We start from the raw sequence: 14,248 nt of genomic DNA, 5'->3' as shown, positions 1-14,248 counted from the left end.
TCGGGATTATGGTTCCAAGTAGCTGTCAACTGGGCATGAACTTGGCATACTTGGTGAGCAACTCGGTCAACTTCATCAGAGATAGCCGTGGTTCGTGTGGGGTGGCGCAGGAGACAGGCGGCGGCGAATGGGGCGGCGGATGCGGTGACCGCAGGTACGGCCCGTAACAGCGGTGAGGAGGAGGCGGCACCATGCTCGTGCAGGTACTGGTCCTCGCCGCCCTCGGCCTGGCGGTGGAGAAGGCGGTGGAGACCCAGTTCGGACTGGCCGGAGTGATCGGCCTGCTGCTGCTGCGCATCGGCGTGAGCACGCGCAATGCGGTATGCGGCAGTATCGGAGCGACCGTACTGGTCATGCTCGTGCTCAACCCCTGACGGGCGCCGCCGCAAGGCGGCGCCCGTCGGACGCTGTTCACCGGTCGCCCGGTCTGCCCGGTCGGCCGGGTCTTCCGGTCCCCGGATCAGAACGGTCCCCGGATCAGAAGATGTCGGGCAGCCAGGGGCGGCGGGGAGTGTGGAAGAGCAGGTCGGCGCGGGCCGCGGCGCCAGGCGTCTCCTCGTCCAGACGGCCCAGCCGGGCCAGCCGGCCCGCGCTCTGCTCCCCGAGGTGGAGGGTGGCCAGCGCCCCCGTGCCGAGCGTCAGATCGGCGGCGCGGGTGGTCGCCACGCACGCGGCGCCCTGCGGGGAGGCGGTCAGCAGATAGCGCCCCTCGGTCAGCCCCATCGGGTCGGTGACCTGGAGCACCAGCTCGCCCTCGGCCGGATAGCCGCGCGCGGTGAGCATGGCGGGGATGTCCAGCGGGCGCAGCCACAGGAAGTCGGTCTGCCCGGTGACCGCGGCGGCGCGCGGGTCGGGCAGCAGATCCGGCAGCAGCTCGTCCGGGGCGCGGTGATCGGCCTTGACCTTGGTCACCCAGTCGACGGAGAGCAGGAAGCGCCACAGGGCGCGTTCGGCGGCCGGGGTGGCGGCGATCAGGGAGCTGACCGTCGCCGTCTGGTCCGGCATGCCGTGGGTCCAGTTGGTGTCGGCGCGGAAGGTCACCAGCCCCTGGGCGGTGTCGTCCGCGTCCCGGTACAGGGCGTGGAAGGGCTCGGTCCAGGAGGGGGTCATCCGCACCTCGCCGGTGACCCGCTCCCACCACAGCGCGGGACGGTCGGTGGCGCCCGGACAGCCCGGACGGAAGCGCTCGTACACCTCGGGCCCGAGCTTGCGCACCTCGGCGCCGTCGATGAACTCGATCGAGCCGCCGTCCTCGGGCTCCGGCACCGGGACCCGGCGGTCCAGGCCGGCCCGCAGGCCGTTGATCTCCCAGGAGGCGGCGGTGGTGGCGGGGCCGAAGCCGTACCGGCCGTAGATCCGGTACTCGGCGGCGACCAGGGTGGCGACGGTGTCGCCGCGCTCCTTGGCCTCGGCGAGGTCGCCGGTGATCATCCGGGTGAGCAGCCCCCGGCGGCGGTGGGTGGCGGAGACGGTGACGGCGGTGATGGCGTTGGCGGCCACGTCCCGGCCGCCGGGGACGGTGAGCCGCTGGTCGAAGCTGCGGTAGGTGGCCACGCAGCGATCGCCGTCGAAGGCCCCCCAGGCGCGGCGGAGATCGATCTTGGCGCGGCGGAGCGCCAGCTCCTCCTCGGTGAAGGCCGGCGGCAGCGTGAAGCCGTGATGCAGTCCGCGGTACCAGGCGTCGCTGTCCGCGACGTTGCCGTCCACTACTCGTATGTCCACACCCATGAATCGACAGTGGCACGCGGCGGAGGGCTCCGCCAGGCATTTTCCCCGGGACCTGCGGGCCCGACCGGGCGTGCCGCGGGGCGGGGCGCGGTCAGAGGACGGCGCGCACCGCGCCGACCGGGCGGCCTCCGCCCAGCAACGGCGATGCGGCGATCCCGTCGAGCCCTGCGGCCTCGACGCCCAGCCCGGCCAGGGCGGCGGCCAGCACCGGGCCACGGGCCCGGGAGTTGCCGTCCTCGATCTTGAAGGCCAGCGCGCGGCCGTCGGGCAGGGCGAGCGCCTGCACGCCCTCGGCGCCGGCCTTGGCGAGGGCCCCGGGTACGGCCCGCATCACCGCGGTGTCGGTCTGCCGGGTGCCGGCCACGTACTCGGGGTGGGCGCGCATGGCGTCGGCGACCTGCCGCCCGGGGGTGCCGGGCGCGGCCAGCACATACGAGCGGAAAGCACGGGCCAGGCCGGTGAGCGAGAAGGCGAGCAGCGGCGCGCCGCAGCCGTCGGTGCCGGTGTGGGCGACGGGCTCCCCGGTGGCGGCCTCCACGGACTCCCGGATGAGCTGCTGGAGCGGGTGGCCGGGGTCCAGGTAGTCCGCGGTGGACCAGCCGGCGGCGACGCAGGCGGTGAGCATCCCGGCGTGCTTGCCGGAACAGTTCATCGCGGTACGGGTGCGGCCGTGGCCGGCGGCGAGCTGCGCCTCGGCGGCCGGACGGTCCAGCGGCAGGTCGGGCGGGCAGCCGAGGGCCGTCTCGTCCAGTCCGGCGTCGGCGAGCATCTCCCGCACCAGGCGCTGGTGGAACTCCTCGCCGGCGTGGCTGGCGGCGGCCAGGGCCAGACGCGGGCCGGTCAGCGCGGCGCCGGCCCGGAGCGCCGCGGCGGCCTGCATCGGCTTGTTGCTGGAGCGGGGGTAGACGGGCGAGGTGACGTCGCCCACGGCGCGCCGCACCGAGCCGTCCGCCTCCAGCAGCACCAGGGCGCCGCGGTGGTGGCCCTCCACGAATCCGGACCGCACCACCTCGGCGAGCACGGGCGGGGCCGGGGCCGTGCCGGGGATCGTGCCGGAAGTCGGGGACGCGGTCCCGGCGGTCGGCGAGTCGGCGGTCATCGGCGGCCCTTCCCCCGGGCGGCGGAGCGCCCGGTGTCCGAGTGGCAGGCGCCGCCGACAATACCTCCACAACCCCACAGGAAAAACCGGCCCCCCGCACCACCGGCCCCGCACCACCGGCCCCCGCGCGACCGGGGACCCGGATCAGCCGAGGAGGTCGTCGATGCGGGCCTCGCCGTCCCGGTAGCGGCGGGTGATCTCGGCACTGCACTCGTCGGCCGTGCGGTGCAGGGACTGGCGGCGGCGGGAGACGCCCGCCTCGCAGCCCGCCAGCCGGTCCAGCGCCTCGCGCAGCTCCTGGTCGGTGCGGGCGGACAGATCGGACAGCGCGATCTCCGCCAGCATCGCCTCGGCCAGCTCCCGGTACTGGGTGCTGGACGGCGGCCCGAGCGTCACATGGCGTGCCGAACGCTGCCGGGACGGCAGGTCCGCCAGGATCGTCGGAAGCTGCTCCACCACCGGCGTGTGCGGCGTGCTGCGGTGCCGCAGCTCGGCCTGGAGGATGTCGATGCGGCCCTGGAGGAGACGCCGGATGAAGCTCAGGTCGGACTCCTCGCGCAGCGCCCGGCGGCGCAGCTCGCGCAGCTCCGGCAGGCGCAGCTCGCGCACCGGCCGCTCCGGGGCGCCGTCCGGCGCGGCGGGCGGGGGGAGGGATGCGGCGACCGGACCACGAGCCGCGGGGACCCCGGCCGGCTCTCCCCCAGTTCTCGATGTGATCATTGGTTTATAACCCCTCGTCCCCTTTTGTGGCTGCTCACGCGGTACGTACCCCGTGGCACGCATCGTGTCACTGCGCACCCCCCTCGCGCAGCGCCTTGGCACCCATCCGGCTGCCGTCCGGGCCGGTGGATCGTTCCGGCATCATGGCGGGCATGCGAGCAGTGGTACAGCGGACCGACGGCGCGGCCGTGGTGGTCGACGGCGAAACGGTCGGCGAGATCACCGGACCGGGACTGTGCGTCCTGGTCGGCGTCACCCATGACGACACCGAGCAGCAGGCGGCCAGGCTGGCCCGCAAGCTGTGGGGCCTGCGCATCCTGGACGGCGAGAAATCCTGCTCGGACACGGGTGCCCCGCTGCTGGTGGTCTCCCAGTTCACCCTCTACGGGGACGCCCGCAAGGGGCGGCGCCCCACCTGGCAGGCCGCGGCGCCCGGCGAACTGGCCGAGCCGCTGGTGGAGGCCGTCTGCCGGGAGCTGCGCGCGCTGGGCGCGCACGTCGAGACCGGCCGCTTCGGAGCCCGGATGCGGGTGACCCTGACCAACGACGGGCCGTTCACCGTCCTGCTGGAGGTGTGACCCGGCGGCCCGGCGCGCCGCCCCGGTCAGGGGGCGACGACCGTCTCCTGGGCCGCGACCGTCGGCCCGGCCAGCAGCTCGGCGTCCTCCGGGACGTTCCGCTTCACCAGCGCCAGGGCGATCGGCCCCAGCTCGTGATGGCGGGCCGCCGTGGTGACGAACCCCAGCACGCGTCCCTCCGGGCCGTCCGCGGCCAGCCGCACCGGATCGCCGTGCTCGGGCAGCTTCACCTCGCTGCCGTCCAGGTGCAGGAAGACCAGCCGGCGCGGCGGCTTCCCCAGGTTCTGCACCCGGGCCACGGTCTCCTGGCCCCGGTAGCAGCCCTTGTCCAGGTGCACCGCGCTGCCGATCCAGCCCAGTTCGTGCGGGATGGTGCGGTGGTCGGTCTCCCGGCCCAGGCGGGGACGGTGCCCGGCCACCCGCAGCGCCTCGAAGGCCAGCACCCCGGCGGCCGGGCCGTGCGCCGCGGCGAACTCCTCCAGCCGCGTGCGCGGCAGGAAGACCTCCCGGCCCCAGGCGGTCTCCCGCACCACCGCGTCCGGGCCGGGCTCGGCGATGGAGCCGGCCGGCAGGAACACGACCGCGCAGTCGGCGGTGCGGTCCGCGATCTCCACCCGGTAGAAGAACTTCATGCTCTCCAGGTAGCCGGTCAGTGCCGCGGCCCGGCCGGGCTCGGTGTGCATCCAGGTGGTGGCCCCGTCGTCGACCAGGTAGAGGGCGTGCTCGACATGGCCCTTGGCGGAGAGGATCAGCGCCTCGGTGGCCCGGCCCGGCGGCAGCTCGGAGACGTGCTGGGTGAGCAGCAGATGCAGCCAGGTCAGCCGGTCCTCGCCGGTGACGGTGACCACGTCGCGGTGGGAGAGGTCCACGAAGCCGTCGCCGTGCTCCAGGGTGCGCTGTTCCCGGAACAGATCGCCGTAGTGCGCGGCCACCCCGGCGTCCGGGGCGTCGGCGGCCACCGCACCGGGCAGGGCGAGCAGCGGACTGGCGTACACCGGCACGGCCGCCGCGGCCGGGGAGTCCGGGGAGTCCGGGGAGTCCGGGGAGTCCGGGGAGTCCGGGGAAGTCGGGGAAGGCTCGGAGGACATGCCTCCAGCGTACGTTCCGCGCCGCCGCGCGGGCGGGCGTCAGCCGCCGGAGGGGGTCTCGTCGTGGGCGGCGGCCTCGGAGTGCAGAGTGGCGCTGCAGGCGGCGCAGCGGCCGAAGATCGCGAAGTGCTTCATGTCCGTCTCGAAGCCCATCGCCTCGCGCAGCCGCTCGGTGAACGGCGCGGCCAGGTCCATGTCCGCCTCCAGCACCGTGCCGCAGTCCCGGCACATCAGGTGCATGTGGTGGTGCCGCTCGGCCAGGTGGTACGTGGGCGGGCCGTGCCCCAGATGGGCGTGCGAGACCAGGCCGAGTTCCTCCAGCAGCTCCAGCGTCCGGTAGACCGTCGAGATGTTCACGCCGCCGGCCGTCCGCCGGACCTCGGTGAGAATGTCGTCGGGCGTGGCGTGCCCCAGCTTCTCGACGGCCTCCAGCACGAGCTGACGCTGCGGGGTCAGCCGGTATCCGCGGTTCCGCAGATCTGTCTGCCAGTCGGTGCTCACCACGCAGCCAGTCTAGGCGGGGTGAACTGCCGCACACCGCCGCGGGCGGGGGCGGCGGGCCCGGTGCGCCGGCCCGGGGCACCTCCCGGGCGGTGAGCCCGGGAAGACCCGGCCGGAGAGGGGAAGCCGTGCGGAGTCTGCCCGCCGGGCGCGCATGCCCGGGAGGCGCCCCGGCGCCGGGCACCGGTCATCCGGTCGCCTGCCCCGGCCGGCGCCGCCCAATCCCGGTCCGCCCGATGACCCCGGTGACGTTGCCGCAGGCACGGCACACACGGCATGCTCGGTGATCACCGGCACCCCGGCCCGCGGGAGGAGCAGCACATGGACCTCGGACTCGACGGACGGGTCTATCTCGTCACCGGCGGCAGCAAGGGACTGGGCTTCGCCACCGCTGCCGCACTGGTCGCCGACGGCGCCAGGGTGGTGATCTCCTCCCGCGACAGGCAGAACGTCGACGGCGCGCTGGACCGGCTGCGCGGCCCGGACGGGCCGGCCGCGGCCGGCACCGTGGCCGACCAGGCAGATCCTCGGACTCCGCGCCGCCTGCTCGACCTCGCCCTGGAGCGTTTCGGCCGGGTGGACGGCATCCTCATCTCGGTCGGCGGGCCGCCCCCCGGCAGCGCCGCCTCCGCCACCGACGAGCAGTGGCGGGACGCCTTCGAATCCGTCTTCCTGGGCGCGGTCCGCTGCGCCCGCGAGGTCGCCGCCCACCTGGCCGGGCAGGAGGACGGCGGAGCGATCGCCCTGGTGCTGTCCTCCTCCGCCCGTTCCCCCCTCACCGGTCTCGGGATCTCCAACGGGCTGCGGCCCGGTCTGGCCATGGCCGCCAAGGACATGGCCGACGAGTACGGACCACGCGGCGTCCGGGTCCTGGGCCTGCTGCCGGGGCGGATCGCCACCGACCGGACGGCCCGGCTCGACTCCCTCGACCCGGCCGGGCGGGAGGCCGCGCTGGCCGCCATCCCGCTGCGCCGCTACGGCAGGCCGGAGGAGTTCGGCCGGGTGGCGGCCTTCCTGCTCTCCCCGGCCGCCGGCTACCTCACCGGCTCCCTGGTCCCGGTCGACGGCGGCGCGCTGCGCACCCCGTGACCGCCGCGGCTTCCGCAGCGGTCATACGTGGTTACGGAGCGTGAGAAACAGAAGGTTAACGCGCGGTGCCGGACTGGACCACGGGACGGCCCGTGCAACAGCCGGGCAGCCCGGCCGGCCGGGCGAAGTGGCTGCGTGCTGCATCGGTGACGTGAAGCGGCCGGGCAGGGCCGGGCAGGGCCGGGCGGTGCCCCGCCGCGACGGTGCGGCCCGCTCGCTCACTTGAAGAAGGCGACGCCGTCGTCCGGGAGGTCGGACATGTCCTTGACCCACTCGCGGGGGTCGACGACCTTCTTCAGCTGGGCGGACATATAGGGACGCAGTGGCTGCGAGGGCGTGGCCAGTTCGCCCACCCAGAGCAGCTCCCCCTTGACATAGCCGTAGAGCCGTTTGCCGCCGCTGTACTCGGGCGCCTCGGCCAGCCGGGCCATGGTGTCCGTGGCCAGGTCGATCTGGGGCTTGCCCTCGGCGAGTTCGCCGTACCAGACCTCGACCACGCCCCGGTCCCGGACCATCACCACCTCGACCGTGCGCTCCTTGACGCGCCAGTAGCCGTGTTCGGACTCCAGCGGCCGGATCTTCTTGCCCTCGGCGTCCAGCTCCCAGGCGTGCGAGCTGTACTCCAGGAAGTCCCGCCCGTCGTGGGTGAAGGACAGCTCCTGGCCGAAGTGGCACTGCTGCTCTCCGGGAAAGTCGGCGACGCCCGCGCCCTGCCAGGTGCCGAGCAGGAAGGCGAGCGGGACCAGTTCCGGACGGAGGTCGGAAGGAATTTCGATCATCGGAGATCAGTCAGTTCTCTCGAAACTTCGAACGCAAGAGCGGTATGTGACGAACTTCGCAGTCAGCGCTGGCCTTCGTACAGTTTTTTGACCACCAGACCGGTAAAAGCGGCGGTACCGACGACGACCAGGACCATCAGACTGATGAAGAACACTTCGAGCACGGGGTTCTCCCTGGCAGCAGGGGTGATCGAGGGTGATCACGGGACTGGGGCCGAGTCTAGTCGGCCCGTTGGCGCCCGGCGCGGTGAGGTCGGCCGCCCGGGGTAGGAGCGGGTAAGGAACACTCTGGTGACTGTTTCGTGACCGCGGTTACGGAACGCGAACACGAGCCGCAGCGTCTCACGGCATGAAAGGGGTGTGTGGATCATGAACTGCCCTACGTGTGGCGCCTCCATGCAGCAGGGACCGCAGGGCGACTGGCTGTGCCCGAACTGCGGTACTCAGCGCTGAAGGGGCTGTGTTGAGGGAAGAACCGGACGACTCGGCAGACGGTGCCGGCCGGGCCCCGCGCGACCCGGCCGTCCTCAGCCCAGCAACTGCGCCTGGAGGATGACCGTCTGATGGAACGGCACCTCGGCCGCGTTGTCCGGATGTGTCTGGACGACAAGGCCGAGGATGTCGCCGGCCCGCAGATGGGCGAGCCTGGTGTGGCCGTCGGTGAGCGGCGCCACTTCGGTGCGCACCACGGTGCGGACGTCACCGATGAGCGCGCTCTCCTCCGGCCATGTCCCGTCCGCTTCCGTACTCGGGGCGGCGGCCAGCTTCTTGCGGGTGGCCAGGACACCGAACTCCTGGTCGAAGAACGCTTCGGCGACCGTTCCGGTGGTGAATCGCAGCAGGTAGATCTCGGTGGTGGTGCCGTCGGGCATGGACCAGGCGCGCCGCGAGATCTGCCGGAGCGGCAGGGTGCCGAACGCGTCGGCCAGCTCCCGCTGTTCCTTCTCGGAGCCGAACAGAGCGGTGAACTCCTCGGGTGCCAGCCATCCGGTCTCCGGCAGTTCGGGGTGGGCACCGGCGGATGCCGGGGCGGGCAGCAGCAGCTCGCGCAGATCCGCATGGTGCACCTCGGCGTCGTTCGCGTCGGCGAACGGCGCCGGGGACCCCTCGGGCAGCGGCGGCAGGGTCAGCTCCGGATAGTCCCAGCGGCCGTCCGCCTCGGTGGCCAGGCCGGGCACGTCGGTGCGTTCCCGTTCGGTGATCTGGTGGGCGGTCAGGGTGCCCGCGCCGGCGAACAGTGCGGCGGCCAGGGTCCAGCGGGTCACCGCCCGCACCCAGCGGCGGTGGACGAACGGCGGTGCGGCCCCGGCCGCCGGGGCCGCCGCGGCAGAGGGCTCGGTGGCCGTGGCCTCGGCCGCCGTGGGCTCGGTGGTCGTGGCCTCGGCCGCCGTGGGCTCGGCGGCAGGGGCCGCCCCGGCTGTGGGCTCGGTGGTCATGGGCTCGGGCTCGGTGGTCAGGGGCTCGGAAGCCTGCTCGGGTGTCGGCTGGGTCATACGTAGGTCCCCGGTGACTCAAGGTGATCGAGCTGATCGGTGAGCATGCCGGCCAGTTTCCGCTCGGGCAGCGGCAGCCCGCCGTACGCCCTGAACAGGACATGGCGCTCACCGACGACGGCCGTGCAGAACATGCTGTCCAGCTCCGGCTCCTCCATGTCGGACAGGTCCACGTCCTCCGGGTCGATGTCCAGCAGTCGCAGCATGTCCTCGCCCTGCGGCTGGAGATGGCACCGGGCGTCCGGGTAGTCCTTGGCCTTCGGGCCGCTCCGGAACACCCCGATGTCGTCCACCAGCCCGGTCAGCCGCTCGTGGTGCTCCTCGGCGTCCGCGGCGGAGCCGTACGCGGTGATGACGATCTCGGTCACCGTGGAGTCGCGCGGACTGGCGTAGCTGCGCAGCGCCACGCCGGAGATCTCCAGCCTGTCGGCCCAGTCGTGGAAGTCGCGGCGGTAGTCGCGCGGCATGCCGGCCACGCTGTCCTTGATCATGGCGGTGGCCTCCTCGCCGGAGATCTCCGCGTCATTGCCCCACTCACCGATGTCCGGACCGGGGTGGACGTACTTCGGATAGGGCAGCAGCAGGGCGCTGAGCTCGGTATGGCTCCGGCCGGGCGGTGCCTCCTCGGCCCCGTTCTCCGAGGCGCCCGTGAGGGCGTCGACGCCGTGGTCGACCGGTGCCGAGCGGTCGGCTCCGGCCACCACCGACCGGACGTGGAGCGCACCGCCGCCGGCCAGGCCCAGGACCAGCAGCACGGCGAGCACGGGGAGCAGAACGCGGCGCATCACAGCACCTCCAGCTGGCGCCGGGCCAGGTCGATCACGGATTTCTCGCTGATCTCCCGGTCGAAGTCGTGTATCCAGATGTCCAGCAGGATGTCCCCGCGCTGTGCCAGGACGCGGGCGCTGTACTGGGTCAACGGGTAGTAGCCCGGTTCCTCGTACGTCTCGTCCCACAGGTAGTAGCGGCCGTTGAGGTCGCCCGGCAGCTTCTTGCCGTCGTGGCCCGCCAGATCCGGGCCGGTCATGCTGCTCTGCTGTTCGAGCAGAAAGCTGTGCGCCCTGACGTCGGCGATCTCGCGGAACTGGGTCAGCTCCACCTCGGTGCTGCGCCACTCGTCCTCGGTCCAGCCGGTGATCGCGACCCGGCGGACCTGGTCCCGCATGAGAAGGGAGAACATCAGGTCCGGCCGTTCGAACTCCTCGCTGTACTGCCGGAGATCCAGCCAGCCCGCCGCCTCGAACGGACCCTGCGTCTCCTCCGCGTCCTCCGGCGGCTCGACCAGCAGCTCGCGCAGGTCGCCCTCCTGGCGCAGCCGCAGGTCCTCCTCCTCGGTGAGGGCGGGCGGCAGCTCGTCCCCGGCCGCCGGCTCCACGGGGTAGGCCAGCTCCTGCTGGGCGAGCGGCGGCAGCGGGGTGGGATCGCGGTCTGCCTGCACGGTGTAGCCGACGGCGGTGCCGGCCACGGCGCCCAGCAGCAGGGCGGCGGCCAGCAGGGAGAGGGTGCGTCCCCAGCGGCGCGGCGGCCTGCCGCCGGTCCGTGGCGGCAGCGGCAGCGGCAGCGGCGGCAGCGGCGGCGGTGGCAGCGGCGGCGCGGTCGGCAGTGGTGAGGACGCTGAGGGCGGTGGCGAGGGCGGCGGGGGCGGCGGGCTGTGCGGGGGCGGCGGCGGGGGCGCCGGTTCCATAGGGAAGACCTCCACGGTTGGTACGCGGGGTCAGACCGGCCGGTGACCTGCCCGGTTGCACGGTGCATGATGACGATCGGGTTACGGCGGCGGCACACGTGAGGGCCGTGCCGCCCGGGACGGAAGCCCGGGCGGCACGGCCCTTGCCGTGGCGCAGGTCTCTCAGACGGCGATCGCGACGTCCACGGTCCCGCCCTGCTGGGCGACCACCGTGCGGTCGGCGGTCCCGCCGGGCACCAGCGCGCGCAGCGTCCAGGTGCCCTCGGCGGCGTAGAAGCGGAACTGCCCGGTGGCGGAGGTGGGCACCTCCGCGGTGAACTCACCGGTGCTGTCCAGCAGCCGGACGTAGCCGGTCACCGGCTCGCCGTCGCGGGTGACGGACCCCTGGATGGTGGTCTCGCCGGGCTTGAGGGTGGAGGCGTCCGGGCCGCCTGGCTGTGCTCCGCACATGGCAGTGTGGTCCTTGTCTGTGAATCGTCCGTGGGTACCGGGTCCGGGCGGGTCAGCTGTTGGCGCCGAGCTCGATCGGCACGCCGACCAGCGAGCCGTACTCGGTCCAGGAGCCGTCGTAGTTCTTCACGTTCGGCTGGCCCAGCAGCTCGTGCAGCACGAACCAGGTGTGGGCGGAGCGCTCACCGATGCGGCAGTAGGCGATGGTGTCCTTGGCCAGGTCCACGCCCTCCTCCTGGTACAGCTCCTTCAGCTCCTCGTCGGACTTGAAGGTGCCGTCGTCGTTGGCGGACTTGGACCACGGGATGTTGCGGGCGGTGGGCACGTGGCCGGGGCGCTGCGACTGCTCCTGCGGCAGGTGGGCGGGGGCCAGCAGCTTGCCGCTGAACTCGTCGGGGGAGCGGACGTCGACCAGGTTCTGGCTGCCGATGGCGGCCACCACGTCGTCGCGGAAGGCGCGGATGGAGGTGTCCTGCGGCTTGGCCTTGTAGACGGTGGCCGGGCGCTCGGGGACCTCGGCGACCAGCTCGCGGGAGTCCAGCTCCCACTTCTTGCGCCCGCCGTCCAGCAGCCGGACGTCCTGGTGGCCGTAGAGCTTGAAGTACCAGTAGGCGTAGGCGGCGAACCAGTTGTTGTTGCCGCCGTACAGAACCACGGTGTGGTCGTTGGCGATGCCCTTGGCGGAGAGCAGCTTCTCGAAGCCGGCCTGGTCGACGAAGTCGCGCCGGACCGGGTCCTGGAGGTCCTGCTTCCAGTCGATGCGGACGGCGTTGCGGATGTGGTTGCGGTCGTAGGCCGAGGTGTCCTCGTCGACCTCCACGATGACGACGTTGGCGTCGTCCAGGTGCTGCTCGACCCAGTCGGCGTCCACCAGGACGTCACTGCGGCTCATGTCTGTACTCCTTCGGCGCTGGGCGGTTCTTCGGGGGAGGTGACCGGGCGTGGCGGCGCAGCGCTGTCCCCGGTCCGGGCGGGGCAGGGGCGCGCGGTCACCACGCGGAGAAGAGGGCGGGAGAGGGCCGTCAGGCGGCGGGACGACAGAGCATGGCGGCGACGCGGCAAAGGTCGACCGCCCGTCGCTTGGTGAGATCCGCCTGTCGCATCATGTCGGCGATCGTACGGACACCGGGGCGGGAATGTCACCGGCGTTCCGGATGGTGAGACATTGTTGTCCGCTGTGTGGGATTGTCCGGGCTGGGGGACCTTGCCCCGAGGGCCCGCGGTCCGCCGCGGACCAGTGTTCACCGGCCCAGCGGCCCGGTGAAAGGCCGCGTCTCAGCATCCGGACGAGCTGGTGACTCAGGAGCCGCTCAGGCTGACGTCGGTACCGGTGACCGAGAGGTTCACGCCCTCCTCCACGGCCTCCACGCCGTCCAGCGACAGCCCCTCCGGCAGGCCCCGGATCTCCCGCTCCCGGTCCACCCACGTGCGGAGCTGCTCCTCCAGCCCGGTGCCGATCAGCGGCAGCCCTTCCAGCGAGGGAATCTCGTCCACCTTGAGCTGCACGAGCTGGCTGTCCTCGTGCAGCAGCAGATCGGCCCTCATCTCCGGGATCAGCCTCTGGCCCAGCACCGTGACCTGGATCACCACCTGGCCCTCGCCCGCGTGGCTGAACTCCACCCCCAGCGCGTCGTTGACCTCCTTGACCTCCTGGGTGGCCAGCTTGCTCAGCTCCTCGTAGCTGAGCACCCCGGTGCCCGAGGCCCGCTCCGCCTCGGCGCCGGAGAAATTGCCGGTGATGCTGGTGTTGCGCAGCTCGATGCTGAGATCCTCCAGCCTCGCCTGCCGGCCGTCCAGCTCCACGTCGTAGTCCTTCAGGTCCAGCTCGACGTGGTCGATCTCCTTGCCGAGCAACTGGGTGAGGAAGGGGAATCCCTTGATCGACACGCCGGGCTCCGACTCCAGCCCCAGGCCGGACCGGGCCCGGGTGGCCACCTCGCTCTCGGCGAACACGAGCGCCAGGCGGTCCGCGGCGGTGAACAGGCCGCCGAACACGATGAGCAGGATCAGGGATATTCGCAGCGCGCGCATGGTGGTCGGGTTCCCCCCAGAAGATCGGCGGCCAGGTGATCGTCGGCGGAGCGGCCGTCGGCGAGCGTAACCCGCCGGTCCGCGCGAGTCCCGGAGGGCCGGGAGCTTGCAGCAGGCTCGTTACAGGATCACGGCACACGTCACGGGTCCGCGGACGGCCGCCCGGCCGCGCCGCGCGCTGCCGGCGGCGCCCGGCCGGGCCCGGCCGCCGGGCTGCTCAGTGCAGCAGCCGGGCCAGTCCGTACAGCACCGGCGCGGCGGCGGTCAGCGGCAGCGCCACCCCGGCCGTGAAGTGCACGAACCGGGACGGCCAGTCGTAGCCGGCCACCCGCAGCCCCAGCACCGCGCAGCAGCCGGCCGCCGCGCCCAGCAGCAGCCCGTGGTCCAGATCGTGGCCGGCGATCCGCGCGGCGAGCTGGGAGAACGCGGCGGCGGCCAGCACGGCCGCGACCGCGCCCAGCAGGCCGCCCCAGACCCGGGCCGCCCGGGTGCCCCGGGCCGGCACGGCCGCCCGGACCAGCACCGCCACCGCCACCCCGAGCATGGCGAACGTCACGGCGTCCGCGGAGACCTGCACGGCGGCGAGCAGGCTGCCGGCCACCACGGTCAGCAGCGTGGCGGCGGCGGTCGCGGTCAGCGCGTCCATCCGCTCCTCGCCGGGGCCCCGGTGCCGCAGCTGGTTGAGGATCACCAGCAGGAACCAGACGCCCAGCGTGCCCAGCAGCGCGGCGTCGGCGTGCTCCCGGCCGCCGGCCAGCACGGCCGCGTCCGCGGTCACCCCGGCGGCGAAGGCCAGGGCGATGCCCTGCCGGGCGGGCCACATGCCGTTCAGCCGGAACCAGCCCGCCGCCGTCACCGCCTGGAGCAGCACCACGGCGGGCAGCAGGGCGGCCTGGCCCCACTGGGCCGTCACCGCGGCGGCCACCGCCAGCGCGGCGGTCAGCACGGCCGGGCCGGCTCCCGGCGGGATGACCGGCGAGCCGCTGCGCTCCGCGCCGCCGGCGCTCC

The 14,248-nt window shown here is 73.1% G+C and carries 17 protein-coding genes; 3 read left to right on the top strand and 14 right to left on the bottom strand.

The window, feature by feature from the left end; translation table 11 throughout:
• The first annotated feature begins 191 nt into the window (after window positions 1–191).
• Complete coding sequence (locus tag GQS09_RS05720) at window positions 192–374, top strand: hypothetical protein (RefSeq protein ID WP_165984885.1); 183 nt, start codon at window positions 192–194, stop codon at window positions 372–374.
• A gap of 103 nt (window positions 375–477) precedes the next feature.
• Here GQS09_RS05720 and GQS09_RS05715 read toward each other — a convergent pair whose 3' ends face one another.
• The 3 genes from GQS09_RS05715 to GQS09_RS05705 all read right to left on the bottom strand — a co-directional run bounded on the left by GQS09_RS05715 (window position 478) and on the right by GQS09_RS05705 (window position 3,547).
• On the bottom strand, window positions 478–1,728 hold the full coding sequence (locus GQS09_RS05715) for a GNAT family N-acetyltransferase (RefSeq protein ID WP_165984884.1): 1,251 nt from the start codon (window positions 1,726–1,728) through the stop codon (window positions 478–480).
• Between the two features lie 91 nt (window positions 1,729–1,819).
• The gene (locus GQS09_RS05710; protein WP_165984883.1) at window positions 1,820–2,827 is read right to left on the bottom strand and encodes an asparaginase; all 1,008 of its coding nucleotides are present in this window, start codon (window positions 2,825–2,827) and stop codon (window positions 1,820–1,822) included.
• A 144-nt stretch (window positions 2,828–2,971) separates the two neighbouring features.
• A complete protein-coding gene (locus tag GQS09_RS05705; RefSeq protein ID WP_243761147.1) occupies window positions 2,972–3,547 on the bottom strand; it encodes an ABC transporter substrate-binding protein in 576 nt (191 codons plus the stop codon).
• A 152-nt stretch (window positions 3,548–3,699) separates the two neighbouring features.
• On the opposite strand from GQS09_RS05705, the gene dtd reads away from it, so the two are divergent.
• Entirely contained in the window at window positions 3,700–4,125 is a 426-nt protein-coding gene (gene dtd, locus GQS09_RS05700) for a D-aminoacyl-tRNA deacylase (protein ID WP_165984881.1), read from the top strand.
• A 26-nt stretch (window positions 4,126–4,151) separates the two neighbouring features.
• On the opposite strand, the gene GQS09_RS05695 is transcribed toward dtd, so the two are convergent.
• Window positions 4,152–5,120 (bottom strand): glycine cleavage T C-terminal barrel domain-containing protein, encoded by a 969-nt coding sequence (locus GQS09_RS05695; protein WP_313896006.1) that lies wholly within the window; start codon window positions 5,118–5,120, stop codon window positions 4,152–4,154.
• 132 nt (window positions 5,121–5,252) lie between these two features.
• Window positions 5,253–5,717, bottom strand: coding sequence for a Fur family transcriptional regulator (locus GQS09_RS05690; RefSeq protein WP_165984879.1), 465 nt, complete (start codon window positions 5,715–5,717; stop codon window positions 5,253–5,255).
• Between the two features lie 318 nt (window positions 5,718–6,035).
• On the opposite strand from GQS09_RS05690, the gene GQS09_RS05685 reads away from it, so the two are divergent.
• Window positions 6,036–6,803 (top strand): SDR family oxidoreductase, encoded by a 768-nt coding sequence (locus GQS09_RS05685; protein ID WP_165984878.1) that lies wholly within the window; start codon window positions 6,036–6,038, stop codon window positions 6,801–6,803.
• 218 nt (window positions 6,804–7,021) lie between these two features.
• On the opposite strand, the gene GQS09_RS05680 is transcribed toward GQS09_RS05685, so the two are convergent.
• The 9 genes from GQS09_RS05680 to GQS09_RS05645 all read right to left on the bottom strand — a co-directional run.
• The gene (locus GQS09_RS05680; RefSeq protein ID WP_165984877.1) at window positions 7,022–7,582 is read right to left on the bottom strand and encodes an FABP family protein; all 561 of its coding nucleotides are present in this window, start codon (window positions 7,580–7,582) and stop codon (window positions 7,022–7,024) included.
• 527 nt (window positions 7,583–8,109) lie between these two features.
• Window positions 8,110–9,075, bottom strand: a complete 966-nt coding sequence (locus tag GQS09_RS05675) for a hypothetical protein (protein ID WP_207957503.1) — start codon at window positions 9,073–9,075, stop codon at window positions 8,110–8,112.
• Window positions 9,072–9,860, bottom strand: a complete 789-nt coding sequence (locus tag GQS09_RS05670) for a hypothetical protein (protein ID WP_165984876.1) — start codon at window positions 9,858–9,860, stop codon at window positions 9,072–9,074. Before GQS09_RS05670 ends, GQS09_RS05675 begins: the two co-directional genes overlap by 4 nt.
• Window positions 9,860–10,759 carry a hypothetical protein gene (locus GQS09_RS05665; RefSeq protein ID WP_165984875.1) on the bottom strand — a complete coding sequence of 300 codons (900 nt, stop codon included), beginning with the start codon at window positions 10,757–10,759 and terminating at the stop codon, window positions 9,860–9,862. The genes GQS09_RS05670 and GQS09_RS05665 overlap by 1 nt, the downstream gene beginning before the upstream one ends.
• Before the next feature lie 162 nt (window positions 10,760–10,921).
• Window positions 10,922–11,209, bottom strand: coding sequence for a DUF1416 domain-containing protein (locus tag GQS09_RS05660; protein WP_165984874.1), 288 nt, complete (start codon window positions 11,207–11,209; stop codon window positions 10,922–10,924).
• A 52-nt stretch (window positions 11,210–11,261) separates the two neighbouring features.
• Window positions 11,262–12,101, bottom strand: a complete 840-nt coding sequence (locus GQS09_RS05655; RefSeq protein ID WP_165984873.1) for a sulfurtransferase — start codon at window positions 12,099–12,101, stop codon at window positions 11,262–11,264.
• Window positions 12,102–12,231: 130 nt separating this feature from the next.
• Window positions 12,232–12,312 (bottom strand): Ms5788A family Cys-rich leader peptide, encoded by an 81-nt coding sequence (locus GQS09_RS30905; RefSeq protein ID WP_399552418.1) that lies wholly within the window; start codon window positions 12,310–12,312, stop codon window positions 12,232–12,234.
• A 196-nt stretch (window positions 12,313–12,508) separates the two neighbouring features.
• On the bottom strand, window positions 12,509–13,240 hold the full coding sequence (locus tag GQS09_RS05650; protein ID WP_165984872.1) for a DUF2993 domain-containing protein: 732 nt from the start codon (window positions 13,238–13,240) through the stop codon (window positions 12,509–12,511).
• A 217-nt stretch (window positions 13,241–13,457) separates the two neighbouring features.
• On the bottom strand, window positions 13,458–14,248 hold a 791-nt coding region (locus GQS09_RS05645; RefSeq protein WP_165984871.1), incomplete at its 5' end, for a hypothetical protein.

It is taken from the genome of Streptomyces sp. YIM 98790, assembly GCF_011421595.1.
Classification (GTDB): domain Bacteria; phylum Actinomycetota; class Actinomycetes; order Streptomycetales; family Streptomycetaceae; genus Streptomyces.
This window is presented reverse-complemented; position numbering and strand designations above follow the sequence as displayed.